General features: G+C 62.4%; 25 protein-coding genes and 2 tRNA genes. 20 read left to right on the forward strand and 7 right to left on the reverse strand.

From position 1 onward, the window contains the following. Positions 1–9 precede the first annotated feature (9 nt). The 6 genes from NKI73_RS12170 (at position 10) to NKI73_RS12195 (ending at position 5,840) form a co-directional block, all read left to right on the forward strand. Positions 10–1,107: a microcin C ABC transporter permease YejB gene (locus NKI73_RS12170; protein ID WP_352629828.1), complete on the forward strand. Its 1,098-nt coding sequence runs from the start codon at positions 10–12 to the stop codon at positions 1,105–1,107. Then, a complete protein-coding gene (locus tag NKI73_RS12175) occupies positions 1,107–2,252 on the forward strand; it encodes an ABC transporter permease (protein WP_352629829.1) in 1,146 nt (381 codons plus the stop codon). The genes NKI73_RS12170 and NKI73_RS12175 overlap by 1 nt, the downstream gene beginning before the upstream one ends. A 157-nt stretch (positions 2,253–2,409) precedes the next feature. After that, positions 2,410–2,643, forward strand: coding sequence for a hypothetical protein (locus tag NKI73_RS12180; protein WP_352629830.1), 234 nt, complete (start codon positions 2,410–2,412; stop codon positions 2,641–2,643). Then, positions 2,643–3,143 carry a type II toxin-antitoxin system VapC family toxin gene (locus NKI73_RS12185; protein WP_352629832.1) on the forward strand — a complete coding sequence of 167 codons (501 nt, stop codon included), beginning with the start codon at positions 2,643–2,645 and terminating at the stop codon, positions 3,141–3,143. Before NKI73_RS12180 ends, NKI73_RS12185 begins: the two co-directional genes overlap by 1 nt. Beyond that, a complete protein-coding gene (locus NKI73_RS12190) occupies positions 3,140–4,768 on the forward strand; it encodes an ABC transporter ATP-binding protein (RefSeq protein ID WP_352629833.1) in 1,629 nt (542 codons plus the stop codon). The genes NKI73_RS12185 and NKI73_RS12190 overlap by 4 nt, the downstream gene beginning before the upstream one ends. Before the next feature lie 130 nt (positions 4,769–4,898). Continuing rightward, positions 4,899–5,840, forward strand: a complete 942-nt coding sequence (locus NKI73_RS12195; protein ID WP_352629835.1) for a 2-hydroxyacid dehydrogenase — start codon at positions 4,899–4,901, stop codon at positions 5,838–5,840. On the opposite strand, the gene NKI73_RS12200 is transcribed toward NKI73_RS12195, so the two are convergent. Together NKI73_RS12200 and NKI73_RS12205 are read right to left on the reverse strand one after the other, a co-directional pair. Beyond that, entirely contained in the window at positions 5,837–6,199 is a 363-nt protein-coding gene (locus tag NKI73_RS12200; protein ID WP_352629837.1) for a hypothetical protein, read from the reverse strand. The genes NKI73_RS12195 and NKI73_RS12200 overlap by 4 nt on opposite strands. A 119-nt stretch (positions 6,200–6,318) precedes the next feature. Further along, positions 6,319–7,236 carry a class I SAM-dependent DNA methyltransferase gene (locus NKI73_RS12205; protein WP_352629838.1) on the reverse strand — a complete coding sequence of 306 codons (918 nt, stop codon included), beginning with the start codon at positions 7,234–7,236 and terminating at the stop codon, positions 6,319–6,321. Positions 7,237–7,342: 106 nt separating this feature from the next. On the opposite strand from NKI73_RS12205, the gene NKI73_RS12210 reads away from it, so the two are divergent. Next, on the forward strand, positions 7,343–8,353 hold the full coding sequence (locus NKI73_RS12210; RefSeq protein WP_352629841.1) for a ligase-associated DNA damage response exonuclease: 1,011 nt from the start codon (positions 7,343–7,345) through the stop codon (positions 8,351–8,353). 4 nt (positions 8,354–8,357) lie between these two features. Continuing rightward, positions 8,358–9,959: a cisplatin damage response ATP-dependent DNA ligase gene (locus NKI73_RS12215; protein WP_352629843.1), complete on the forward strand. Its 1,602-nt coding sequence runs from the start codon at positions 8,358–8,360 to the stop codon at positions 9,957–9,959. Between the two features lie 24 nt (positions 9,960–9,983). Here NKI73_RS12215 and NKI73_RS12220 read toward each other — a convergent pair whose 3' ends face one another. Beyond that, complete coding sequence (locus NKI73_RS12220; RefSeq protein ID WP_352629846.1) at positions 9,984–11,144, reverse strand: hypothetical protein; 1,161 nt, start codon at positions 11,142–11,144, stop codon at positions 9,984–9,986. A gap of 322 nt (positions 11,145–11,466) precedes the next feature. On the opposite strand from NKI73_RS12220, the gene NKI73_RS12225 reads away from it, so the two are divergent. Then, positions 11,467–11,542 (forward strand) — tRNA-Thr (locus NKI73_RS12225). A 97-nt stretch (positions 11,543–11,639) separates the two neighbouring features. On the opposite strand, the gene NKI73_RS12230 is transcribed toward NKI73_RS12225, so the two are convergent. Further along, positions 11,640–11,715: transfer RNA gene (locus NKI73_RS12230), tRNA-Cys, on the reverse strand. 270 nt (positions 11,716–11,985) lie between these two features. Here NKI73_RS12230 and NKI73_RS12235 point away from each other — a divergent pair. The 9 genes from NKI73_RS12235 (at position 11,986) to NKI73_RS12275 (ending at position 16,710) form a co-directional block, all read left to right on the forward strand. After that, positions 11,986–12,174 carry a YodC family protein gene (locus NKI73_RS12235; protein WP_352629848.1) on the forward strand — a complete coding sequence of 63 codons (189 nt, stop codon included), beginning with the start codon at positions 11,986–11,988 and terminating at the stop codon, positions 12,172–12,174. A gap of 174 nt (positions 12,175–12,348) precedes the next feature. Then, entirely contained in the window at positions 12,349–12,783 is a 435-nt protein-coding gene (locus NKI73_RS12240; RefSeq protein WP_352629850.1) for an EF-hand domain-containing protein, read from the forward strand. 45 nt (positions 12,784–12,828) lie between these two features. Further along, positions 12,829–13,371 carry an RNA polymerase sigma factor gene (locus tag NKI73_RS12245; RefSeq protein ID WP_352629852.1) on the forward strand — a complete coding sequence of 181 codons (543 nt, stop codon included), beginning with the start codon at positions 12,829–12,831 and terminating at the stop codon, positions 13,369–13,371. Continuing rightward, a complete protein-coding gene (locus tag NKI73_RS12250) occupies positions 13,364–13,498 on the forward strand; it encodes a hypothetical protein (protein ID WP_352629854.1) in 135 nt (44 codons plus the stop codon). The genes NKI73_RS12245 and NKI73_RS12250 overlap by 8 nt, the downstream gene beginning before the upstream one ends. A gap of 22 nt (positions 13,499–13,520) precedes the next feature. Further along, positions 13,521–13,943, forward strand: coding sequence for a hypothetical protein (locus NKI73_RS12255; protein WP_352629857.1), 423 nt, complete (start codon positions 13,521–13,523; stop codon positions 13,941–13,943). Between the two features lie 35 nt (positions 13,944–13,978). Next, positions 13,979–14,401, forward strand: a complete 423-nt coding sequence (locus tag NKI73_RS12260; protein ID WP_352629859.1) for a periplasmic heavy metal sensor — start codon at positions 13,979–13,981, stop codon at positions 14,399–14,401. A gap of 113 nt (positions 14,402–14,514) precedes the next feature. Then, entirely contained in the window at positions 14,515–14,802 is a 288-nt protein-coding gene (locus tag NKI73_RS12265; RefSeq protein ID WP_352629861.1) for a GCG_CRPN prefix-to-repeats domain-containing protein, read from the forward strand. A 154-nt stretch (positions 14,803–14,956) separates the two neighbouring features. Further along, positions 14,957–16,168 (forward strand): LTA synthase family protein, encoded by a 1,212-nt coding sequence (locus NKI73_RS12270; RefSeq protein WP_352629863.1) that lies wholly within the window; start codon positions 14,957–14,959, stop codon positions 16,166–16,168. Continuing rightward, positions 16,153–16,710, forward strand: coding sequence for a hypothetical protein (locus NKI73_RS12275; RefSeq protein ID WP_352629865.1), 558 nt, complete (start codon positions 16,153–16,155; stop codon positions 16,708–16,710). Before NKI73_RS12270 ends, NKI73_RS12275 begins: the two co-directional genes overlap by 16 nt. 72 nt (positions 16,711–16,782) lie before the next feature. Here the strand turns inward: NKI73_RS12275 and pdxR are convergent, their stop codons facing one another. Further along, the gene (gene pdxR, locus NKI73_RS12280; protein ID WP_352629867.1) at positions 16,783–18,240 is read right to left on the reverse strand and encodes a MocR-like pyridoxine biosynthesis transcription factor PdxR; all 1,458 of its coding nucleotides are present in this window, start codon (positions 18,238–18,240) and stop codon (positions 16,783–16,785) included. Positions 18,241–18,315: 75 nt separating this feature from the next. On the opposite strand from pdxR, the gene NKI73_RS12285 reads away from it, so the two are divergent. Continuing rightward, on the forward strand, positions 18,316–18,939 hold the full coding sequence (locus NKI73_RS12285; RefSeq protein ID WP_352439684.1) for an FMN-binding negative transcriptional regulator: 624 nt from the start codon (positions 18,316–18,318) through the stop codon (positions 18,937–18,939). A gap of 45 nt (positions 18,940–18,984) precedes the next feature. After that, the gene (locus tag NKI73_RS12290) at positions 18,985–19,671 is read left to right on the forward strand and encodes a B3/B4 domain-containing protein (RefSeq protein WP_352629870.1); all 687 of its coding nucleotides are present in this window, start codon (positions 18,985–18,987) and stop codon (positions 19,669–19,671) included. A 115-nt stretch (positions 19,672–19,786) separates the two neighbouring features. On the opposite strand, the gene NKI73_RS12295 is transcribed toward NKI73_RS12290, so the two are convergent. Both NKI73_RS12295 and NKI73_RS12300 read right to left on the reverse strand, forming a co-directional pair. Continuing rightward, positions 19,787–21,367 (reverse strand): indolepyruvate oxidoreductase subunit beta family protein, encoded by a 1,581-nt coding sequence (locus NKI73_RS12295; protein WP_352629872.1) that lies wholly within the window; start codon positions 21,365–21,367, stop codon positions 19,787–19,789. Next, complete coding sequence (locus tag NKI73_RS12300) at positions 21,360–23,513, reverse strand: thiamine pyrophosphate-dependent enzyme (RefSeq protein WP_352629874.1); 2,154 nt, start codon at positions 23,511–23,513, stop codon at positions 21,360–21,362. The genes NKI73_RS12295 and NKI73_RS12300 overlap by 8 nt, the downstream gene beginning before the upstream one ends. Between the last annotated feature and the right edge of the window lie 17 nt (positions 23,514–23,530).

The following is a 23,530-nucleotide window of genomic DNA, read 5'->3' on the forward strand; positions in this document are numbered from 1 at the left end:
AAAGGCCTGATGGGCGCTTATATCCTGCGCCGCATCCTTTTGATGATCCCGACGCTGTTCGGCATCATGGCGATATCCTTTGCCGTCATCCAGTTCGCCCCCGGCGGGCCGGTCGAGCAGGTGATCGCCAGGCTGACCAATCAGGGTGGCAGCGATCGCCTCGGCGGCGGCGGTGGCGACGCAGGCGGCGGCGCGAACGTCGATGCCGCCGGCGATGTCAGTTCGAAATATCGCGGCGCGCAGGGCCTCGATCCGGAATTCATCAAGAAGCTGGAGAAGCAGTTCGGCTTCGACAAGCCGCCGCTCGAGCGCTTCGGCATGATGCTGTGGAACTATACCAGGTTCGATTTCGGCGACAGCTATTTCCGCGACATTTCGGTGCTCGACCTGATCCTGGAAAAAATGCCGGTGTCGATCTCGATCGGGCTGTGGATCACGCTTCTGTCCTACCTGATCTCGATCCCGCTCGGCATCCGCAAGGCGGTCAAGGACGGCACCCCCTTCGATGTCTGGACCAGTGGCGTCGTCATCGTCGGCTATGCCATTCCGGGCTTCCTGTTCGGCATCATGCTGATGGTGCTGTTTGCCGGCGGGTCCTTCTGGGACTGGTTTCCGCTGCGCGGCCTCACATCGGACAATTGGGATCAGCTTTCCTGGTCGGGCAAGATCATCGACTATTTCTGGCACATGACCTTGCCCCTGACGGCGCTGGTGCTGTCGGCCTTCGCCACCACGACGCTGTTGACCAAGAACTCCTTCCTCGAGGAAATCCGCAAGCAGTATGTGGTGACGGCGCGGGCCAAGGGCCTGTCGGAACGGCAGGTGCTCTATGGCCACGTCTTCCGCAACGCCATGCTGATCGTCATCGCCGGCTTTCCAGGCGCCTTCATCTCGGCCTTCTTCACCGGCTCGCTGCTGATCGAGAACATCTTTTCGCTCGACGGCCTCGGCCTGCTCGGCTTCAGGTCGGTGGTCGAGCGCGACTATCCCGTGGTGTTCGCCAATCTCTACATCTTCTCGCTGCTCGGGCTGTTTGTCGGACTGCTGTCCGACCTGCTCTACACCTGGGTCGATCCGCGCATCGATTTCGAGCGGAGAGACGTCTGATGTCGGAGGCCACAGTCCCTGCGGAAGCGGCACCGGAGCGGATCGCCCGGCCGTTTCTGTCGCCGCTCAACAAGCGCCGCCTGCAGAACTTCAAAGCCAACCGGCGCGGCTACTGGTCGCTGTGGATCTTCCTGGTCCTGTTCGTGCTGTCGCTGTTTTCCGAATTCATCGCCAACGACAAGCCGATCATTGCCTCATACAAGGGCGAAATCCTGTTTCCGGTGCTGGTCGCCTATCCCGAGGAAAAATTCGGCGGCTTCTATGCCGTCACCGACTATCGCGACCCGGTCATCCAGGACGAGATCAACGCCAATGGCTGGATGATCTGGCCGCCGGTGCGCTACTCCTATCAGACGGTCAACAATGCCATTCCGGAGGCCGCACCGGCCAAGCCGTCCTGGCAATATGACGCCAAGACGCGCTGCAACCAGTATCCGCAAGGTGCGGCCGACCCTGCCTGCATCGTTGGCAACTGGAACTGGCTCGGCACCGACGACCAGGCCCGCGACGTGCTGGCGCGTGTCATCTACGGCTTCCGCATTTCGGTGCTGTTCGGCCTGATCCTGACTGCCGGCTCGGCCTTGATCGGCGTCGCGGCGGGCGCCGTGCAAGGCTATTTCGGCGGCTGGACGGATCTCTTGTTCCAGCGTTTCATCGAAATCTGGTCGGCGATCCCGGTGCTCTATCTACTGCTCATCGTCGCCGCCATCCTGCCGCCGGGCTTCTTCATCCTGCTCGGCCTGATGCTCTTGTTCTCCTGGGTGGCGCTGGTCGGCGTGGTTCGGGCCGAGTTCCTGCGCGCCCGCAATTTCGAATATGTCAACGCGGCCCGTGCACTCGGCGTGCCCAACCGCACCATCATGTTCCGGCACCTGTTGCCCAACGCCATGGTGGCGACTTTGACCTTCATGCCCTTCCTGCTCTCAGGCTCGATCTCGACGCTGACCTCGCTCGACTATCTCGGCTTTGGCCTGCCGCCCGGCTCCGCTTCGCTCGGCGAACTGCTCAAGCAGGCGCAGCGCAACCTCAACGCGCCGTGGCTCGGCATTTCCGGCTTCATCGTCATCTCGCTGATGCTGTCGTTGCTGGTCTTCGTCGGCGAGGCGACGCGCGATGCCTTCGATCCGCGCAAGACGTTCAGATGACAACGATGCGGATCGGCATTCGGCATGATATATTCTCAGTGAGGCAGCTCGAACGAAAATGAGCGTCTGCATTAATTGCCGAGATGACTGATGGCCATGGTCAATGACGGATCAGAATCGGCAGATCCTCATATCGAACCAACGGAAGGACAGAGGTGTGAATAAGGTCATCCTTGAGCACTACCCCGCATCCAAACTCCCGGATGAACTGCGAGAGGGTATAGCTTTGAGCGCCTCGGTTAAGGTGACGATAGAAGAGGAAGCCAAACAGCCTCTCGGCCGCAAACAATTGCTTGAACTTATGCGGAATGCGCAGGCCAACGCGGCGGGAACAAGTCTCGACGAGGCTGTTGCGCGTGTTCGTGCCCTCCGCGATGAGTGGGAGGATTGATGGCCGCCTTCCGGCTTTACGTCGATACGAACATTTTCATCTATGCTTTCGAAAATAACGATGCTCTGGCAAAAAAGCTGCTTCAGCTCATTTCAATGAACGAGGGCAGAAAGCAGCCTTTCCTCGCGACAAGCGAACTCGTGCTGGCGGAGTTGATGGTTGACCCTCTGAAAAAGAGCAATGAGCCGCTTGTCGAGCTCTATGACAATGTTTCGATTGGCAACGCTTTTGTCTCGATTGGGACGGTAACTCGCGAGGTTCTCTGGCACGCAGCACAGCTTCGCTCGCAATTCATTTCTCTCAGACTGCCGGATGCCATTCATCTTTCAACGGCGATGCATTTCGGATGCACGCAATTTCTGACTGCCGATACCAGATTGAAGGATGCCTATTCCATCGCACCAAATCGGCTTGTCCCTCCCCAATTGACAGCGCAAATTTCGATCATACGACCGGAGATTTCTGCCCTTGATAAAGTTATAGCGGAAATTGATACATGACTGCTTCCTTGCTCTCCGTTCGCGACCTCAGCGTCGCCTTTGCGCAAGGCGGACAGCCGTCGACGGCGGTCGACCATATCTCGTTCGACATCGCCAAGGGCGAGACAGTGGCGCTGGTCGGCGAATCCGGCTCCGGCAAATCGGTCTCGGCGCTCTCGGTGCTGAAGCTGTTGCCCTATCCCAGCGCCAGCCACCCCTCGGGAAAGATCCTGTTCCAGGGCGCGGACCTGCTTGCGATGAGCGAGAAGCAGCTTCGGCAGGTGCGAGGCAACAAGATTACGATGATCTTCCAGGAGCCGATGACCTCGCTCAATCCGCTGCACACGATCGAGCAGCAGATCGTCGAGATCCTGAAGCTGCATCAGGGCATGGCCGATCGCCCGGCCAAGGCGCGCACGCTGGCCTTGCTCAACGAGGTCGGCATCCGCGATCCGCAAAAACGGCTCGACGCCTATCCGCACCAGCTGTCCGGTGGCCAGCGCCAGCGCGTCATGATCGCCATGGCGCTGGCCAACGAGCCCGAATTGCTGATCGCCGACGAGCCGACGACAGCGCTCGACGTCACCGTGCAGGCGCAGATCCTCGAACTGCTGGCCGGCTTGAAGAGCCGCAAGGGCATGTCGATGCTGTTCATCACCCACGACCTCGGCATTGTGCGCAAGATTGCCGACCGCGTCTGCGTGATGACCAAGGGCAAGATCGTCGAAACCGGGCCGACCAAGGAGATTTTCGCCAATCCGCAGCATGCCTATACAAGGCATCTGCTGGCGGCCGAGCCGAAGGGCAAGCCGCCGGCCGCCAATGCCGCGGCCAAACCTGTCATGACCGGCAAGGACATAAAGGTCTGGTTCCCGATCAAGCAGGGCTTTTTCCGCCGTACCGTCGACAATGTGAAGGCGGTCGACGGCATCGATGTCACCGTGCGCGCCGGCCAGACGCTGGGCGTGGTCGGCGAATCCGGTTCGGGCAAGACGACGCTCGGCCTGGCGCTGGCACGCATGATCTCGTCGACCGGGACCATCCAGTTCAACGGTCGCGACATCAACCAGCTGACCTTTAACGCCATGCGGCCGCTCAGGCGCGAATTGCAGATCGTCTTCCAGGATCCGTTCGGCTCGCTCAGCCCGCGCATGTCGATCGCCGAGATCATCGAGGAAGGCCTGAAGATCCACGAGCCGAAGCTGTCGCCGGACCAGCGCGACGACAAGGTGGCCGCCGTGCTGAAGGAAGTCGGCCTCGATCCGGCGACGCGCAACCGCTACCCGCACGAGTTTTCCGGCGGCCAGCGCCAGCGGGTAGCCATCGCGCGCGCCATGGTGCTCAATCCGCGCTTCGTCATGCTGGACGAGCCGACATCGGCGCTCGACATGAGCGTGCAGGCGCAGGTCGTCGACCTGTTGCGCAGCCTGCAGGCCAAACACGACCTGGCCTATCTCTTCATCAGCCACGATTTGAAGGTCATCCGCGCGCTCGCCAACGACGTCATCGTCATGCGCAATGGCAGGATCGTCGAAGCCGGTCCTTCCCAGCAGATTTTTGAAAATCCGCAAACCGACTATACTCGGGCACTGATCTCGGCCGCCTTCAAGATCGAGACGGCGCCGGTTGGCATCGTCAGCGAGTGACTTAGAGCAATTCCAGGAAAAGTGTGAAACGGTTTTCTGTCCGGAATTGCGCCAAAACAAACAGAGAGAGCGGTTCGGCGTTTCCGTGAAACTATGAACCGCTGGCGTAAAAAGGGACTAAAAGACCGCAATGGAAAAAGGCCGCATCCTGCTTTCGGTCACCGGCTTTCACCCGCAGCGCTGGCGCGACCTTTTGTCGGCAGAACGCGAGGTGGTGCTGGAGCCGGACGGCGCCAGCGACCCGTCGATCACCTATGCCGTGGTGTGGAAGCAGAAGCCGAACATCCTGGCGTCGCTGCCCAATCTGCGCGCCATCTTCTCGATCGGCGCCGGTGTCGACCATATCTTCGCCGACCCCGGCCTGCCCGAGGTGCCGATCGTCAAGGTCGTCGCCGACAACCTCACCCAATACATGACCGAATATGTCGTCTGGCGGGTGCTCGACCATCATCGCCAGGGCCTGCTCTACCGGTCGCAGCAGCTGAAGAAGATCTGGCACGAGCCGCAGCAGAGGCCGGCCGGTGACATTTCGGTCGGCATCATGGGCCTCGGCAGTCTCGGCCGCGCCGCGGCCTCGGTGCTTTTGTCGCTCGGCTTTGCCGTCAACGGCTGGTCGCGCAGCGACAAGGCCATGGAAGGCGTCGCGACCTATTCCGGCGAGGCCGGACTGATCCCCTTCCTCAAGGCGACCGATATTCTGGTCGTGCTTTTGCCGCTGACGCCGGACACCAAGGGTATCATCAACTATGGCGTGCTGAAGGAATTGAGGAAGCGTAACGGCCTCGGCGGTTCGGTGCTGATCAATGCCGGACGCGGCCGCCTGCAGAAGGACGCCGACATTTTACGGGCGCTGGATGACGGCACGCTGAAGGAGGCGAGCCTTGACGTGTTCGAGGTCGAACCGCTGCCGAAGACCAGCCCGCTGTGGCGACATCCAAAAGTGTTCGTGACGCCGCACGCGGCGGCGACCTCCGATCCTGTCCATTTGGCGCCAATCATGCTGCGCCAAATGGACGCTTTCGAGCGCGGCGAAAAGCTCGACAATCTGGTGGACCGTAAGGCGGGGTATTAACCAGGCAGAGCGAGCTTCTTCTGCTTGTCCGGCTGGCCGCATTCGCGGCGATCGATCGACCGGTTCATGGCATCGATCTGGCCGGTCGCCTGATCCGTATCGCGCTTGGCCTTGGAGCGCATGTCCGGCGTGAACGGGCCAAAGCCCATCGCCGGATTGGAGAAGGTCGGTTTGGCTTTCGTTGGAAGATTGTATTGCTGCGCCAGTCCGTTGCGCTGCGCCAGCAGTTGGTCGCACGGCACGCTGTCATACTGCAGGGAGGACTGGATGTTGGCGTCCTGCCGTTCCGACATCGAATTGCCGCCAACGCAGCCAGCGGTCAGCAGGCAAGATGCCAAGACAATCATGTTGCAGCGCATCGACTATGCTCCTCCTGATATCCCGCCTTGATGCGACCAGATCGCAAATATCAGTCGCGCATGCAAATCGGACTTTTTCGCAGCACGGATGTCTGTAAGGCCGACGAGAGATTGCAGCCTCAAGCCGCCGGCAGCTTGCCCGCCACAACGACCAGCCCTCTGACCGGTTCCCGCCGGTCCAGCCGGATCACGGTCGTTTCCAGCGACAGGACCGAAAATCCGTTGGCGGCCAGGACGTCGCGCACATAGTGTTCCGCATGCGCGTAGCGTCGCGATGGCTGCAAGACAAAATAGCCATTGCCGACCAACCTCTCGACGGAAAACGCGAACAGGCCATCGCTAGCCAGCAAGCCGGCAATCGTCCTCACCACGCTGTCCAGCGCGCCGACATAGATGAAGACATCGGCCACCGCCACAAGATCGGCTTTCGGACCGGCATGGACAAAATCACGCAGATCGGCCTTATCGAGGAAATCATAGTCGCCCTTGGCCCGCGCCCTTCTCAGCATCTTGGCCGAAATGTCATACCCCTCCAGCCGATCGACGATCGGCCGCAGCCTCTGCCCCATCAGGCCGGTGCCGCAGCCGAGATCGAGCGCCAGCGGGAAACGGCCCGGCCTTGCCGTTCGAACGGCTTGATCGAGCATCTCAGGCAGCCGGTAGCCCAGTCTGCCGACCAGCGATTCATCGAAGCTCTCGGCATAGTGGTCGAACAAGGTCTCGACGAAGGCGCTGGAGAGCGCGTCGACCACCGGCGCCTTGCCGATCAGTTGCAGATTCAGTGCGGCGCCTTGACGATCCGATGGATCGAGCTGCAGCGACATCGTCCAGGCCCGTGCTGCCAGATCCGGCGCGCCCGCCGCCTGCTGCATCTCGCCGAGGCGAAACCAGCCCATCGCCCATTGTGGTGTCATTTCCAGCGCACCGAGCAGCAATTCCGCCGCTGCCGCATGATCGCCATCCGCATGAAGCATCTCGGCATAATCGGCACGGCGATCGGCGTTCAAATCGCCGGACGAGGCCTGAAGCGGTTTCATGGCGATGGGTCCTGCCGGCGGATCGAGCCGGCGGTGCTGTATGCGGGAGTCAGCAGTCACTTACAACAGGCTTCCCGCAGCGGAATTATATCCTATCTTGGGAATCATGCGCGCCAGCGACCTGCTCCATCCCCGGCCCGAGGGCCTTTATTGCCCGCCGGGTGATTTCTTCATCGACCCGGTGCGGCCGATCAACCGCGCGCTGATCACGCATGGCCATTCCGACCATGCGCGTTCCGGCCACCGCTCCGTGCTGGCGACGCAGCAGACGATCGACATCATGGGCCTGCGCTATGGCGAGGATTTTGCGGGAGCGACGCAAGCAACCCGGCTCGGCGAGACGATTGACCTCAACGGCGTCAGCGTCAGCTTCCATCCAGCCGGCCATGTGCTGGGCTCGGCGCAGATATCAGTCGAGCATCAGGGCATGCGCATCGTCGCCTCCGGCGACTACAAGCGGCAGAGGGACGCAACCTGCGCGCCGTTCGAGCCGATCCAGTGCGATGTGTTCATCACCGAAGCGACCTTCGGGCTGCCGGTGTTCCGTCATCCACCCGACACCGAGGAGATCGCTCGCCTGCTGAAATCGGCGGCACAGTTTCCCGAACGCTCGCATCTGGTCGGCGCCTATGCGCTGGGCAAGGCGCAGCGGGTGATGCGGCTGTTGCGCGACGCCGGCTACGACCGGCCGCTCTACATCCATGGCGCACTGGCCAAACTCAGCGAATACTATCAGAGCCAGGGCATCGACCTCGGGCAGTTGGAGCCGGCAACCGTCGAAAGTGGCGGCAAGGATGATTTCAGTGGCGCCATCGTCGTCGGCCCGCCATCGGCCTTCGCCGACCGCTGGGCACGGCGCTTTCCCGATCCGATCTCGTGCTTTGCCTCGGGCTGGATGCGCATTCGCCAGCGTGCCAAGCAAGGCGGCGTCGAACTGCCGCTAATCATCTCCGACCATGCCGACTGGGACGAACTGACCGCCACCATCAAGCAAACCGGCGCTGAGGAAATCTGGGTGACGCATGGCCGCGAGGAAGCGCTGGTACGCTGGTGCGAACTCGAAGGCATCGCCGCCCGGCCACTGCACCTGGTGGGGTACGAGGACGAGGGCGATTGATGGCATGAACCGCTTCGCCGAACTTCTCGATCGACTGGTGCTAACGCCGTCGCGCAACGGCAAGCTGACCTTGCTGGCCGACTATTTCCGCACCGTGGAGGATCCCGATCGCGGTTTGGCGCTGGCGGCCATCACCGGCGATCTCCACATCGCCGCGGTCAAGCCGGCGATGCTGCGCACACTGGTCACCGAGCGCATGGATCCGGTGCTGTTCGGCTATTCCTACGACTATGTCGGCGATCTTGCCGAAACGGTCTCGCTGGTCTGGCCGCAGACGCCCGGAAACATCCCGAACCGCGAGCCGACGCTTGGCGAGGTCGTCGCCAAACTGCAGGCGGCAAGCCGTTCCGACGGACCGAAGGTGCTGGCAGGGCTGCTCGATAGCGCCGGCATCTCGGCCCGCTTCGCCATCATCAAGCTGGTCACCGGCGGCCTGCGCATCGGCGTGTCGGCGCGGCTGGCCAAACAGGCGCTGGCGGATTTCGGCAAGGTCGATGTCACCGAGATCGAAGAGCTTTGGCACGGGCTGTCGCCGCCCTACACAGCACTATTCGCATGGCTGGAAGGCAAGGCCGAAAAGCCCCGGAAAACGGCGATGGCGTTGTTTCGCCCGGTAATGCTGTCGAACCCGGTTGGTGACGGCGATCTCGAAAAGCTCGATCCGGCGGATTATGCGGCCGAGTGGAAATGGGACGGCATCCGCGTCCAGGCGGTGGCCGAAGGCGGCATCCGCCGGCTCTATTCGCGCACTGGAGACGATGTTTCGGGCGCTTTTCCGGATCTTGCCGACGCCATGCATTTTTCCGCGACGCTCGACGGCGAACTGCTAGTCGGCGATCCCCGAGAGGCGACAGGGACCTTCTCGGATCTGCAGCAGCGGCTGAACCGCAAGACGGTAACCACGAAGATGCAGCAGCAATACCCGGCCTTCATGCGCTGCTATGATGTGCTGCAGATCGGCGACGAGGATTTGCGCGCGCTGCCATTTCGCGAGCGCCGCGGCCGCCTCGAAAACTTCGTGAAAACGCTCGACCCAAGCCGGTTCGATCTGTCGCCGTTCGTCGAATTCTCAGACTGGCATGCGCTGGAAGAAATGCGGCGGGTACCGCTGCATCCAATCATCGAAGGCGTCATGCTGAAGCGCTGGGACTCAGCCTATGTCGCCGGACGGCCGAAAGGCCCCTGGTTCAAGTGGAAGCGCGATCCGCACACTGTGGACGCGGTGCTGATGTATGCGCAACGCGGTCATGGCAAGCGCTCGAGCTTCTATTCGGATTATACGTTCGGTGTCTGGTCAGGTGCCGAAGGCGAGGAGGAGCTGGTGCCGGTCGGCAAGGCCTATTTCGGCTTCACCGACGAGGAGTTGAGGCAGATCGACAAATATGTCCGCGACAACACGGTCGAGCGTTTCGGCCCGGTGCGCTCGGTGCGGGCCGACCGTGACAACGGCCTTGTGCTGGAAGTCGCGTTCGAGGGGCTCAACCGCTCGACCCGGCACAAATCCGGCGTCGCCATGCGCTTTCCCCGTATTTCACGGCTGCGCTGGGACAAGCCGGCCAACGAGGCCGATCGTATCGAGACGCTGCAGGCATTGCTCGATCGCTAACTCGCCCTTTCATCGCCTGATGCTTTACGGCTCGACCGAAACACGGATTTCGTAAATGTCGGCGGCCTTGCCCTGCTTGTCGAAGTCGGAATTGATGGCGATGGTGCCCGCAGAGCCGGGACGCTTGTCGGGAAACTGCACGTCGAACAGATATTCGTTCTGCTGCTGGCCGACAGCGTAGCGCTTGCGGCCGCAGTCGCCGAGTTCGCCAAAATTGCAATCGACGGAAATCTGCGTCTCCTTGCCTTCCTCCGAGCGGGCGATGATATCGAACACGGCATGTTTGCCGGCGAGCTTCTCCAGAACGCCCTGCCCGACATCGAAGCTGATCGCCGAACCGGAGGCGCCGGAACGGATGCGCAGGAACGAACCGGTATCGTCCTTCATCACCTCGGCCTTGGCGTCCGACGGGGCGCTGACATGCGACGCATCGGTCGGCGAAAACACGTTGATCCAGTCGCGCGTCTGGTCCGCGGCACCGGGTTTTGCCAGGCCGCCATCGGCCGGTGTGAAATCGTCGTCGTCGACGGTCGGCGGCGCTTGCGGCGGGGCGGTATCGAGTTGCGCCGACGTCTTGAACACGCCGGTCTGCACGGCGAAAAACAGGCCAATGCCAACAGCGGCAAGCAGCGTCACGGTCAGGAAGATGGCGGTCAGCGGCAGGCGACGCCCTCTTATGCGCCGTTCATCGCGATCGGGCGCCACTTCCGTCGCCGCGTCGGCCGAGGCCGGAGCCGACATATCGATGGACGGAGCGTCGGGAAGGGCAGCGTCCGGCATGATGTCGGGAACCACCGGCAGCACGCGCGAGCGCGGCGCCTCTGAGGCAGAGCGCGGCGCATCTGAGGCGGATTGCGCAGGCCCATCGACGACGACAGCGGGTGACGGTGTCTGTTGGCCCGTTTCGACCGCGGGAGCGGAGTTAGCCCCAAGCTCGACCGCCGGTGCATCGCCCTGCGGGCCGACATCCGACACCGCCGGCAGGAACTCGGATTCGATTTCGGTGATTTTCGCCTGGATCGCCTTGCGGCGCTTTATGGCGAGCTCCACGGTTACGTCCGGATTGGCCTTTAGCGCGCGGTCAAGCGCGGCAAAAGCCGCGCGATAGACCCTTTCGCGGAACGCGCGGTCCTCGGCATTGCCTTTCTCCAAGGCGTTCCGGATCGCTTTTTCGATCGCGTCCAAGCGGGTCCCTCTGTCCGTTCGCCAACCTTGCCGTGATCGTTAGCCGCAGGCGGCCAATCAATCAACGGGCGAGCAGCGCATTCTGCCTTGGAGAGGTGTGCAAAGTCCATTGCGGCGCTGTTCCGGCAACGAAATCAGCACGTTTCATCGATTTTCACACTCCGGAAGCGCGCGCACCGTGCGCAGCGTGACTTCGCGACGATTGGCGAACAACGCGGTGGCCGGCTTTCGACAACGGCATGAGGAATTGCCAAGTCCCATCTTGAATTCGCGGCCGGTTGCGTCTATCACCCCCGCATCTTGGAGGCCTTGGCCCTCCCGGGCCGCTTTAGCTCAGTTGGTAGAGCACCGCATTCGTAATGCGGGGGTCGCGTGTTCGAGTCACGCAAGCGGCACCATTTTCCCAAGAAAACAACCAATGGCGCCATCACTGGACCAAGCCCGTTGCTTCCGTCGGCTATCTCCGCCGATACCTTGTCGGATAGGGAAGTGAAGTGGAGGCCTCGCCTCGGGATCGAACCGAGGCTTCAGAGATTTGCAGTCTCCAGCGTAGCCGCTCCGCCACGAGGCCATCACTGTCCAAGTAACGGCCAAATCTTTACGGAAAGGTTAAGGCCGGGCAGATCGATAGAAACACCGCGAACCATGCCGACCAGAACGATCGGCGACCCTCTCGACCTCACCCGCGATGCATCGCCTTCGCATCCGATCGTGCTCACGACATCCTGGCCGTCGTCGAGCTGCTGGAGCAAGGGATTTGCGACGCCGGCGAAGCACATCTGCCATTGTCGAGACCCCGGTTTGATGTGAAACTCGTGGCCTCAGCATGGGAGGTCAAAAAATGCCCAACATTTTCAAGACCGGAGACGTCGTCAAGCTGAAATCTGGAGGCCCCAGGATGACGGTCAGCGATGGCGCGGCCTCGGGCATGTATATGTGCCACTGGTTCAATCGCGAGGGCGAAGTGTGGACCCCGCAACATGCCGGGTTCAAGTCTGAACAACTGATTGCGGCCGAACAGTCGGACTAGAGCCAATTCCTTCCGTATGGAATCGGTCCCATGGAATCGGGACGGCTCAATTGTTTGTTCGAGCGTGAACGGATCAGCACGCGACCGACGGATTTTCCGGGTCGCCGCGTTTAACGGTTGAAGCGTGATGACGGCAAGGGCTGTCTGCAGCGCGCCAACCCGGAGACGCATAGCATGATCAGCCGTTTTATGTCAGTCGTTGCCCTGAGTTTGCAGACCGTTGCGGCTCTCGCCCAGACAACACCACCGCCCCCTGCACCGCCGACCTCCGCGCCGGCTGCCGCACCCAGCGCCTCGGAGGCCAGGCCCGACGTCACGCTGGCCAAGTTCCAGAAGCGGCGCGAAAAGGCGATCATGGCGGCCGACACGGACGGCGACGGCAAGATCAGCCTGCTGGAGTGGACCGCCGTGCAGGCCAAACGCAACGTCAAGGGCGACCTTGCCATATCCTTTGCCCGTCTCGATTCCAACCATGACGGCTTCATCGATCGAGCCGAACTCGATGCATTCTTCGCCAAGCGCTTTGCCCGGCTGGACAAGAATGCCGACGGCATTCTGACGGCCGACGAGCTGCCGGGCCACAAAACCGCTCCCAAGCAGGAGCAATGACCAAGAGGCAATGACGCGCGATGGACATTGGGAGTGCGCCGACTAATGGTTGCGGATCCGGACGAGGAGCTGGTTCGCCATGTCGGCGCCGGCGATCCGGCAGCCGTGCAAGCCCTGGTCGCGCGCAAGCTGCCGCGCATCCTGGCGCTTGCCGCGCGCATGCTCGGCGATGCGGCAGAGGCCGAGGATGTCGCGCAGGAAACCTTCGTGCGGATATGGCGCCATGCCTCGAGTTGGCGGCGCGGCAATGCGCGCTTCGACAGCTGGATCCACCGGGTGACGCTGAACCTGTGCTACGACCGGCTGCGCCGGCGCCGCGAATGGGTGACCGACGAGGTGCCGGACGTCGCCGATCCTGCGCCGCTTCCCGATGCTCATCCCGGGGAAGAAGCTCATCGGGTCGAACAGGCGCTGCAACGCATCGCGCCGCGTCAGCGCGAAGCGATTATCCTGGTCTACTATCAGGAGATGTCCAACATCGAGGCGGCTGCGACCCTGGAGATCAGCGTCGATGCCCTAGAAAGTCTGCTTGCGCGCGGCCGGCGGTCGCTGCAGACGATCCTGACCAGGGATGGCGCCGATGAGTGAGAACCGGGCCGGCACCAATGCACAACGGCCATCGCGCCTTGCAGGCGCTGCCTGGTGGTGGGTTGTTGTCGTTCCGACACCGCGCGGGCACGCGGTGCTGACGGGCAAGGGAAAGACACATGGCTGAAGGGTCCAGGAACGAACCGGCAATGGATGCCAAGCGCTTTGCCGCCCTGGCGGCGGCCTATGGCGGTGAACTGCGGCGATGGCCCGAGGCTGAGCGGATAGCCGGCACGGCGTTTGCCGCAAGCAAAGCGGGCAAGGCCATTTTGAAGCAAGCCGGGACCCTGGACGTCCTGCTTGGCAGCTACCGCGTCGACGCTCCCGGCCAAGCCCTGCACGGCAGCATCCTGCAGGCCGCCGGCCGGCATCTCGTCCAGCGCCGGCGTCAGCAGTTCTGGTGGCTGGGGCTGGGACTTGCCGGAATTGGTCTGGCCGGCGCCGTGGCAGGACTGGCCCTGGTGACCGTCGTCACGCCCGAGGTCCAGCCGGACCACTATGTGCTGGATGCCAATGTGACGGCGTTTGGCGACGCCGACCCGGATGCCGAGAACGGTGAGGAAAACCTATGAGCCCGCGTTGGATCCGAGGTCTGGTCATTGCTTCCGTGGTGCTGAACGTCTTTCTTGCAGGCGCATTTGTCGGTGGTGCGGTCTGGCTGAGAAATGCCAAAGCCGGCGCGGGTGTCTCGCTGGAATCGGCTGGCCGACAGCTTCCCAACCAGGACCGCCAGGCGTTCCGCCAGGCGCTGCGCCAGGTTCGCGTGGAGGCCCGGCAGAACATTCTCGATGGCCAGCAGGCCAGGCAGGAGGCGGCGGACCTGTTGCAGCAACCTGTCATGGACAAGGCAGCATTGTCGGCTGCCCTGGAGCGGGCACGCAATGCCGATGTGACGGTGCGCGCGCGGCTTGAACAGGCCATTGTCGATTTTGCGGCGAACGCATCACCCGAAAACCGGAGCGTGCTGGCACAGGCATTGCTGCGCCATATGGAACGCCGCGCCGCTGTTGCGCCAAAAAAATCGCCGTGACGACCGACGGAAAAGGTCGGAGACGCCGTTTAACGAAGAGAAGGGACAGGCCTGCCCCGATCGCACCATGCGGGCGGCCAATCTTCAAACTCGAAAGCACTCGGAGTCCAATTATGAGTCGCCTGAAAAACTATGCAGCAGCCGCTATGCTGGCCCTCAGCGGAACGGTCGTGACAGCCACCGCGTCCAGCGCAATGCCCATCGTGTCCGTTACGCAGCCGGCCGCCCCGGCACTGGTCGAGCATGTCCGCTGGGGCTGCGGCATTGGCTGGCACCCGAACCGCTGGGGCCGCTGCGTGCCGAATGGCGTCGTCATCGTGCGCCCGCGCTACCACTACTGGCACGCTTCGGTCTACGTCTGGCACCCGCATCATCACTGGCGCCACTGGCACCATTACTGATCATAGCGCCGCGGGGCCAGGCACTTTCAGGCTGGCCCCGCGTGAGCGCTGACGCGCACCGGACCAGCCCACAGTTAAGGTTAAATTCACTATACATTTGTTCTTGCCGTGCAAATAATCGAAGAGTTTCCCGAAACTATGCTCAGGCATGTTCATGGGAAAATCTGCGATTCAGCTTCGAATCCTTGGGCGGGTGCTCTGCCATCCGCTGACGCTGGCCGTGGTCGGCCTTGCCGGCGTTTTCGCCGCCGGACAGGCCGAGCACGAATGGCTGTCGGTGCCGTTCTCGCTGGCGCTTGTGGCAGCCCTCGCCGGACTTCTGTTCCTGGCTACGGGGCGCCTCGCCTTTTCCGTCTATCTCGCCTGGATGAGCATTGCCTTCGTCACCGTGGTGTCAGCGATCAAATTCAGGATGAAGGGGTTTTCGCTGCATTTCTACGACGCGGTCTTCGTGTCGAGGGATCCGGAAGTGTATCGCTTCCTGCTCGGCTCCTACCTCCATCTGATCGCGCCGGTCGTCATTGCCTTGGTGCTCGGCATCGCGGCGGCGATCCTCCTGTTCCGGATCGATCGAAAAATTGGCTGGCCTGTGTTGGCACGCGTCCTGATCATGGCGGTGCTCGTCGTTCTGGTTCCGCTGACCTTTCCGGCCGAGGCATCGAAGGACCGCTATTTCTACTACATGCAAGGCCGGCATATGTCGGCCTTCTTCGTCTCGCTGCTGGATCTGCGCAATTTGGTCGTCGAGCCGGCCTTCGAGAAGCGGCTGCAGGCCGTCGCGCCGCAGCCGCCTTTTGCCGACACGGTCGATTGCGGCGACCGCACGAACCTTCCCGATGTCTTCTTCGTGCTCAGCGAAAGCCAGTCCGATCCCGGCTATTTTCCCCAAGTGCGCAATGGCGTCGGCTTCCTGCAGGGATTCGCACCGGGGGCCGGCACGTCGCATCCGATGCAGGTCGAGACGTTTGGCGGCGGCACCTGGATCACCAATCTGTCGCTGATGACCGGCCTGTCGGCCACCGATTTCGGCTGGCGAAGCCCCTATCTGACGATCACCCTGCAGGACAAAGTCGCCGGAGCTCTACCGGAGGTGCTGGCGCGCTGCGGTTATCGAACTGTCGTGATGACGCCGATGGACTTTTCGTTCGTCAATGAAGGCCCGTTCCTGAAGTCGATCGGCGTCGAGACCGTGCTCGACATCAAGGACATCGCCGCGCCCTTCTATCACCTGCGCGACAACTTCTACTATCACGCAGCCGAGGTATTCATCGCCAGGCACCGCAAGGAGGATGGCCGCCGCTGTTCCTTGAGATCCAGACCATGTTCCCGCACTCACCCTATGAGGGGCGGATGGAGCCCGACCTGAAGGTCGAGGGCGAGCCTTTCTCGGGTGATTTCCAGGCCAATGAATATCTGCGCCGGATGGCGGTGGCGCGCGGCGATTTCCAGGATTTCCTCGACAACAGGCAAGCGGATGCCGGCTCGCGCGGCGCCGTCGTGCTCGAATTCGGCGATCACCAATCGTCGGCGACAAAACCGTTCGTCGACGCCGTCGCCGGTGACGAGGCATTGGCAACACCCGGCTCGCTTGCCTATCGCACCTTCTACACGCTCACCACCTTCAACCATAAGCTGCGCCATCCGATGCCTGACCTGGCGCCGCTCGACATCGGCTTTCTCAGTGCAAGCCTGCTCGACGCTGCCGGCCTGCCGATGTCGCCTGTCATGGCCGATCTCGTGCGCCTGCGCGACCATTGCGGCGGCAGGTTTCATGGCTGCAAGGATCGGGCCGAAGTGGACGCGCATCTGCGCCGGCGCGTCGATTCAGGCCTGCTGCATCTGTTCCCGCAGGAGGCGCCGCTGCGTGTCCATGCGGATCCGTTGCAAGCGGTGAATGCCAGCCGTTGACATGAGTGCCCGCGCCGTTTCCAACGCGGGTGTTCGAATGCCCCCAAAGACTTCGGACAGTCGAAACCCCGGTCATGCCGACCGGAATTTGGATCGATAGACCTGCACCAGGTCATCTATGCCCTTTCCAATCAGCGCAACGGGCATGGAGGCGTATCCGAAGATGAACCCCGCACGTTGATCTGTCGGGACCGCGAACAGACGCGAGATTGGATAGATGCCCACACCATCCTGCCTCGCGCAGTCGGCGAAACGCTCTTCATCGCCGGCGGTGAGGTGGTTGAACCACACGACAACATGGAGGCCAGCCGACGTTCCAACGATGTCGACCTCATCGCCAAACGCTTCAGCCATTGCGTTCAGGAACACCGCACGCCTGTCGGCATTCAGTCGCCGCATCCTTCGAACGTGGCTTTCATATGCGCCCGTTTCGATCATTGAAGCGAGCGCCTCTTGCTCGAAGCTCGAGCTGTGTCGATCGGCGATCTGCTTGCATCGGACAAAGGCCTCCACAAGCGTGCCGGGTACAACCATGTAACCAAGGCGGAGCGTTGGCGACAGCGTCTTGGATACGGTGCCGACATAGATGACCCGACCTTGACCGGTCACCCACAGTGGTGGAATTGGGCGTACGTCATACCGGTACTCCCCGTCGTAGTCGTCTTCGATGATGTAGCTGTTCCCGGCGATCGCCCATTCGATCAGGGCCTTGCGACGGCCGAACGGCAGGACGCCGCCCAGCGGAAACTGATGGCTGGGCGTCACAAATGCCAGGGCAACATCCCTGGGATCGGGAAGCCGGGAGGTGTCCATTCCATCCTTGTCGCACGGGATGGCCAAGGGTATTGCTCCTGTAGCAAGCATGACGTTGCGGGCCATCGCATAGCAGGGCTCCTCGAGCACAACCCGGCCTCCCGGATCAACAAGCGCCCGCGCGCACAGGTCCAGCGCCTGCTGGGAGCCGCTGACAATGATGATCTGGGCGACGTCGCATTCGATGCCACGGGCTCGCCAGAGGTAGCCTTGCAGGACACGGCGAAGTGCCAGATTGCCGGCTGGATGCTGATAGCCAAGGCGTTCCCGGTGCGCTAGGACCGCCGCGCTCAGCGCGCGCCGCCAGGTGAGCTTGGGAAAGTCCGACGAAGCGATGTCGCCGTACCGGAAATCGTATCGAAGCACTGCCTGTTCCGCGCTGATGTTCTTCGGCAATGCCATTGCACGCGCGGCATAGGCGGACAGCTGGGGAGTGGATTCCTGTGCCTGCGATACCGGTCTGGTATACGGGTGTCGTCCTTCGGACGTGACTGTCGGCTTGGCGCCCTGCCGCACCTGAATGTAGCCCTCGGAGATCAACTGGTCATAGGCGGCCGTCACCGTGGTCCTGGATACGCCGAGTTCCTCCGCAAGCGCGCGGCTCGAGGGCAATCTCCCACCCGCATCATAAACGCCGGACTTAATCTGCTCGCGCAAGGAAAGGTAGATGCGACGGGTCGCGCCGCTCTTTCGTGAGCCCTTCACCAACTGGACCAATGAAACATTCCAAAACTGGCGGTGTATCTTGTGCCACCTTGAGGTGAACAATGCGCTCACGTCAAGGAGATGCTTATGTACACCCCGCCAGCCTTCGCCGTGGAGGACACGACCGAGCTTTACGAAATGATGCGGCAATGTCGCCTTGCCAATTTCGTGACGGCTACGCCCGATGGTCCGATGGCCACCCCTTTGCCTATGTTCCTCAATGAGACGGAGGGAGAAAGGGGCGTCCTCTATGCGCATCTGGCGCGACCGAACCCGCATTGGCAGACTCCTGTCATCGGCCATGGACTTGCAGTTTTCATGGGACCGGACGCCTATGTGACGCCGTCCTGGTACGCCTCGAAAGCCGAACATGGGAAGGTCGTCCCGACGTGGAATTATACAGCCGTCCATGCGAGTGGGCCGGTGGAGTTCTTCGAAGATGCCGAACGCCTGTTTGAGGTGGTGTCGCGCCTCACGGGCATTCACGAGGCGTCACGTTCGCCGCCTTGGGCAGTCACCGACGCTCCTGAAGCCTACATCAAGGCTCAGCTCCGCGGCATTGTCGGTATTCGCATGCCCGTCGTTTCGCTGCAGGGAAAGCGCAAGATGAGCCAAAACCGCCCTGAGGCCGATCGCAAAGGGGTGAAACAGGGACTTGGCGATAGCGGCAGGCTTACCGATCAGATCGTTTCCGAGATGATTCCGGGCTGAGACGGGCAACTGGGTGCCTGAGTGGAATTCTGGAGTTGGCAACAGATGTTCGAACAACCGGTGATCGACGAACGGATCAAGGAAATCGCCCCCGGCTTCAGAGCGATGAGCATTCATGTCGATGCGGCAAATGCCGGAGAAGGAAGCCTTCCCACAGGGCTTCTGACAGATGCCTGCGATTACGTCCTGCGGGAGGGCGGCCCGTCATGGGCCGACGCCCATTTGACCAGCTGGGCCGACACCTATGCCCGGTTCGGAGCCAAGTCCAATCGGACACCCTGTTCGGCGCAAGCACTGAGAAAGCGGGTGTTGGAGGACGGAATGATTCCTTCGATCAATCCTGTCGTCGATCTCTATAACGCCGTCAGCCTCAAATATGCGATTCCCGTCGGCGGCGAGAACTACGATGCCTATGCCGGGCGTCCGCTTCTGACCGTGGCCGACGGACGCGAACCGTTCGAAACAGTCATGAACGGCGAAGTGGTGATCGATAACCCCCTCCCCGGAGAGGTCATCTGGCGAGACGATGCGGGCGTCACATGCCGGCGTTGGAACTGGCGGCAAGGTACGCGCACCCGACTGGAGACAACCGATGATCGCATCTGGTTTGTGTTGGAGAGCCTTGAGACAATGCCGGAAGGCGCGCTTGCGGATGCATCGGACATGCTGGTTGAAGGGCTGAATATGTTGATGCCCGATTGCTTGGTGTTCGCTCGGAGAATTGCAGTCTGAGGATGACTGGTCCGCTGCCAGCGCAAAGTTGCCACAGCGGTGCAGGGTTGGTGACATTTGAAACCGGATCCCGGAATTGTCTCGCTCAGGTGTGAGTGACACACTGCGGCGCGGATCAGCGGGCGACGTGTTCGGAGAGCGTCGCCACCGTCTTCAAGGCACCATCGAGCATGTCGCCCTTTTCGTCCTTCAGCGCCATCTCGCGCAGGCGGCGGATCCAGTCGGCGGCGTCCGCCCGACCCTTGAGCAGATCGAGCGCGGACAGCACCCGGTCGAATTTCGACTGGGCGCGGACATGGGTATCGCTGTAGCCCTTGATCAGCCGGCGGCAATTGAGGATTTCGACGGCCAGCGCATAGTCAGTCGGCACATAACCAAGAGCCAGCGCGTACCAGCGATCGAGATGCGCGACCTCGACCTTGTGGCGCAGCAGGCTGCGGCGCCAGCGGCGCAGGCCGCCGATGAACCACAAAGCGGCAAAGCCGGCAAAACTGTCGGTGCGGATACGACGGCCATGATTGATACGGCGGTCGAGAAAGGCGGCGAGCTTCGGCCGGTTCTCGATGTAGCTGCCCAGACTTGCCGGCAGTGTGCCGCAGAACTCCTCGATGCGCGGATGGAAATATTCGGTCACCTGCAGGATCGAGCCGTCCTTGACACCGACCTCGCGGCGCACGCGTTTGTCGCGTGTGGAGCGTGTCTTCAGATCGGCGACGCGGATCATGTCGTCGTAGCATAGCGCATTAGCCAGATGCTTCGCGGCAGCGATGGACAAGCCATATCCGCGATCCGGCCCGTCCAGTGCGACTGCCTTGTCCAGCCGGTCGAGATACTCGCGCCCGTAAGCGATGTCCTGATAGTCGACGACCTTTCGCAGGCCCCGAAGCGCCATGTCGCGCACCGCCACCGGCATCAGCTCGATGCGGGCGGCCAAGGCCTGCCAGCCTTGCAGCAGGTTTTGCGGGCCAGTGACGCGCCCGGCGCCCAGGGCAGATTCGACAAGCGCGGACTCAGCTTGCTTCTGCGCCGGCGCTGCCGTACCGCGCGCGCGATCAAACGCAGCACCGAAGGCGGCGAGGCTGGCCTTGACGCCCCGACCGCCGGCACCGATCGCCTGTTCGTAGCTCTCGCGAGAGAACGGCAGGGCGTCGGACCCCGCCAGCGCGCCAAGCAGGCTGGCCGAGATCATCGAGCCATTGTCGGCGGCGATCTTCTCCATGTCGAAAGCGATGAAGCGCTTCGATGCGGCTTCCGCCGTCGCGTGCACCTTGGAGGACGACGCCCGACCATCACCCGGCTCGATCTTTTCCGAGACGGCGGCGATGCGATGCGACGAGGCGATCAGCGTCGTGCGCTCGGGCGTGACGAAGCCGCGGATGATGGCGCGGCCGGCTTCCATCAGTTCCGCGGCGATCAGGATGTCGACATCGCCTTGCGAGGGCGACAGCGCGAAGACCGGCAGGCGGCCGGTGTCGCAGGCCATCTCGACATAATAGATGGTGGCGCCGGTGCGCTGGGCGACGCCGGCGACCGAGGTCGACTGCGCGACATAGCCGTTGCGCTCCGCGACATCGGTGATCCAGTCGGCCAGCACGCCGCCGCCCTGGCCGCCGACCGCAAGCACGGCAAGCTTGATGACGCGCTCGTCATCCTGAGCACTGGGCCGGGCGCGAAGTGGGGGGACAGCGTCAAGCATCGGCGAAAGTCAGGCGCCGGCTTTCGCGGCGGCGCTGCAACAGGCTGATGGTGGCGCGGCGCACGGATTCCAGGAAACGGTCCCAGCGGCTCGGATTGTGCACGACGTCGGCGCGGTAGAAGGATGGGCACAGCACCGCCGCATCGGCGACCTCGCCGCAATTGCCGCAGCCGACACAGCTCTGGTCGATATGCGCCACCGGATCGTCGCGCAGCGGATCGTCGAGCGACTTCACAGACAGCGACGGACAACCCGACAGCCGCATGCAGGCATGGTCGCCGGTGCAGATGTCCTCGTCGACGCCGAACTTCGGTTTTATCACCCGCTCGCCGCCCTTGATCGCCTTGTCGACCAGCGGCTTTTCGCGGCGCTGGCGGTTGAGCATGCATTCGGACGAGGCGACGATGACCTTCGGCCCCTTCTCCTCGGTGGTCAGTGCCTCGCGCAACGTGTCCTGCATCTTGGTCACGTCGTAGGTGCGGTCGACATGGCGCAGCCATTTGACGCCCATCCCTTTCACCGCCTCGGTGATCGGATGCTTCGTCGACTTGGTCTTGTTGCCCGCGCGGGACGAGAGGATGTCTTGGCCGCCGGTGGCGGCCGAATAGAAATTATCGACGATGACGATGACACCGTCATTCTTGTTGAACACCGCGTTGCCGATCGAGGAGGTCAGGCCGTTGTGCCAGAAGCCGCCATCGCCGACGAAGGAGATCGAACGGCGCTTGGCATCGGGCGAGTTGAATGCCGAGGCCGAGGCGGGCCCCAACCCGTAGCCCATGGTGGTGGCGCCGAGCTCGAAAGGCGGCATGATCGAGAACAGATGGCAACCAATATCGGAGGCGATGTGATGCTTGCCGAGTTCCTGCTCGACCAGCTTGGTCGCGGCAAAGATCGGCCGCTCCGGGCAGCCGATGCAAAAGCCCGGCGGGCGACCCGGCACGACATTGATCAGGTCCGCTGTGTCGACGCCGTCGCCCACCTTGTTGGGGGCACGCACTTCGCCCGGCAGCAGATGCGGCGCCTCGGCACGCAGGAAGGCACCGATGCCGTCGAGCATGACTTGGCCGGTATATTCTCCGGCCATCGGCAGATGCTCCTTGCCGACCAGCCTGGTGCCGCGCCCGGCCTTGTGCAGCATCGCGGCGAAGGCCTGCTCGATGTAGTTGGGCTGGCCCTCCTCGACGACGAGTACGGATTGCTTTCCTTCGCAGAAGGACAGGAACTCGTCATCGATCAGCGGATAGACGGCGTTGAGCACGTAAAGCGGCACATCGGTGTCGCCATAGGTGTCGGCAAGGCCGAGACGCTGCAAGGCGCGGATGACCGAATTGTACATGCCGCCCTGCATGACGATGCCGACCGAACCATGATCCGAGCCGAAGAATTCATTGATCTTGTTCTTGCGGATGAAATCGACCGCCGCCGGCCAGCGCTTCTGCACCTTTTCCTTCTCGTGCAGGAAGGATGCGGGCGGCAGCACGATGCGGCCGGTGTCGCGGCGTGGTGCATCAAGCGCATCTGCGACCGTCATCGGCGGCCGCTTGTTGTCCTTGGCGATGAAATGGCCGTGGACATGGCAGCAGCGGATGCGAACCTGCAGCATGACCGGCGTGTTGGAGATCTCCGACAGCTCGAAGCCGTCCTCCACCGCCTTGACGATCGACGGCAGATTGGGGCGCGGGTCGAGCAGCCAAACCTGGCTTTTCATGGCGAAGGCATGGCTTCGCTCCTGCATGATCGAGGAGCCCTCGCCGTAATCCTCGCCGACGATGATCAGTGCGCCGCCGGTGACACCGCCGGACGCGAGATTGGCGAGCGCATCGGAGGCGACATTGGTGCCGACCGTCGACTTGAAGGTCGCAGCGCCACGGATCGGGTAGTGCACCGAGGCGGCCAGCATGGCGGTGGCGGTGGCTTCCGAGGCACTGGCCTCGAAATGCACCCCGAGCTCGCCCAGAATGTCCTGTGCGTCGGCCAGCACGTCCATCAGGTGGCTGATCGGCGCGCCCTGATAGCCGCCGACGTAGCCGACGCCGCATTGCAGAAGCGCCTTGGTGATGGCGAGGATGCCTTCGCCGGCAAACTCCTCGCCGGCGCCGAGCCTGAGTTTTTCGACTTCCTTGGCAAAAGACCGTTCGGCCATTTTGTGACTCCTTCCGT

The sequence above is a fragment of the Mesorhizobium sp. M0496 genome, assembly GCF_040321205.1.
In the GTDB taxonomy this organism is placed as follows: Bacteria; Pseudomonadota; Alphaproteobacteria; order Rhizobiales; family Rhizobiaceae; genus Mesorhizobium.

Bases quoted from the DNA above. Each gene is read 5' to 3' on its own strand.
- NKI73_RS12170 (WP_352629828.1), top strand. From the start codon at position 10: ATGGGCGCTTATATCCTGCGCCGCATCCTTTTGATGATCCCGACGCTG.
- NKI73_RS12175 (WP_352629829.1), top strand. From the start codon at position 1,107: ATGTCGGAGGCCACAGTCCCTGCGGAAGCGGCACCGGAGCGGATCGCC.
- NKI73_RS12185 (WP_352629832.1), top strand. From the start codon at position 2,643: ATGGCCGCCTTCCGGCTTTACGTCGATACGAACATTTTCATCTATGCT.
- NKI73_RS12190 (WP_352629833.1), top strand. From the start codon at position 3,140: ATGACTGCTTCCTTGCTCTCCGTTCGCGACCTCAGCGTCGCCTTTGCG.
- NKI73_RS12195 (WP_352629835.1), top strand. From the start codon at position 4,899: ATGGAAAAAGGCCGCATCCTGCTTTCGGTCACCGGCTTTCACCCGCAG.
- NKI73_RS12200 (WP_352629837.1), bottom strand. From the start codon at position 6,199: ATGCGCTGCAACATGATTGTCTTGGCATCTTGCCTGCTGACCGCTGGC.
- NKI73_RS12205 (WP_352629838.1), bottom strand. From the start codon at position 7,236: ATGAAACCGCTTCAGGCCTCGTCCGGCGATTTGAACGCCGATCGCCGT.
- NKI73_RS12210 (WP_352629841.1), top strand. From the start codon at position 7,343: ATGCGCGCCAGCGACCTGCTCCATCCCCGGCCCGAGGGCCTTTATTGC.
- NKI73_RS12215 (WP_352629843.1), top strand. From the start codon at position 8,358: ATGAACCGCTTCGCCGAACTTCTCGATCGACTGGTGCTAACGCCGTCG.
- NKI73_RS12235 (WP_352629848.1), top strand. From the start codon at position 11,986: ATGCCCAACATTTTCAAGACCGGAGACGTCGTCAAGCTGAAATCTGGA.
- NKI73_RS12240 (WP_352629850.1), top strand. From the start codon at position 12,349: ATGATCAGCCGTTTTATGTCAGTCGTTGCCCTGAGTTTGCAGACCGTT.
- NKI73_RS12245 (WP_352629852.1), top strand. From the start codon at position 12,829: ATGGTTGCGGATCCGGACGAGGAGCTGGTTCGCCATGTCGGCGCCGGC.
- NKI73_RS12250 (WP_352629854.1), top strand. From the start codon at position 13,364: ATGAGTGAGAACCGGGCCGGCACCAATGCACAACGGCCATCGCGCCTT.
- NKI73_RS12255 (WP_352629857.1), top strand. From the start codon at position 13,521: ATGGATGCCAAGCGCTTTGCCGCCCTGGCGGCGGCCTATGGCGGTGAA.
- NKI73_RS12265 (WP_352629861.1), top strand. From the start codon at position 14,515: ATGAGTCGCCTGAAAAACTATGCAGCAGCCGCTATGCTGGCCCTCAGC.
- NKI73_RS12270 (WP_352629863.1), top strand. From the start codon at position 14,957: ATGGGAAAATCTGCGATTCAGCTTCGAATCCTTGGGCGGGTGCTCTGC.
- NKI73_RS12275 (WP_352629865.1), top strand. From the start codon at position 16,153: ATGGAGCCCGACCTGAAGGTCGAGGGCGAGCCTTTCTCGGGTGATTTC.
- NKI73_RS12285 (WP_352439684.1), top strand. From the start codon at position 18,316: ATGTACACCCCGCCAGCCTTCGCCGTGGAGGACACGACCGAGCTTTAC.
- NKI73_RS12290 (WP_352629870.1), top strand. From the start codon at position 18,985: ATGTTCGAACAACCGGTGATCGACGAACGGATCAAGGAAATCGCCCCC.
- NKI73_RS12295 (WP_352629872.1), bottom strand. From the start codon at position 21,367: ATGCTTGACGCTGTCCCCCCACTTCGCGCCCGGCCCAGTGCTCAGGAT.
- NKI73_RS12300 (WP_352629874.1), bottom strand. From the start codon at position 23,513: ATGGCCGAACGGTCTTTTGCCAAGGAAGTCGAAAAACTCAGGCTCGGC.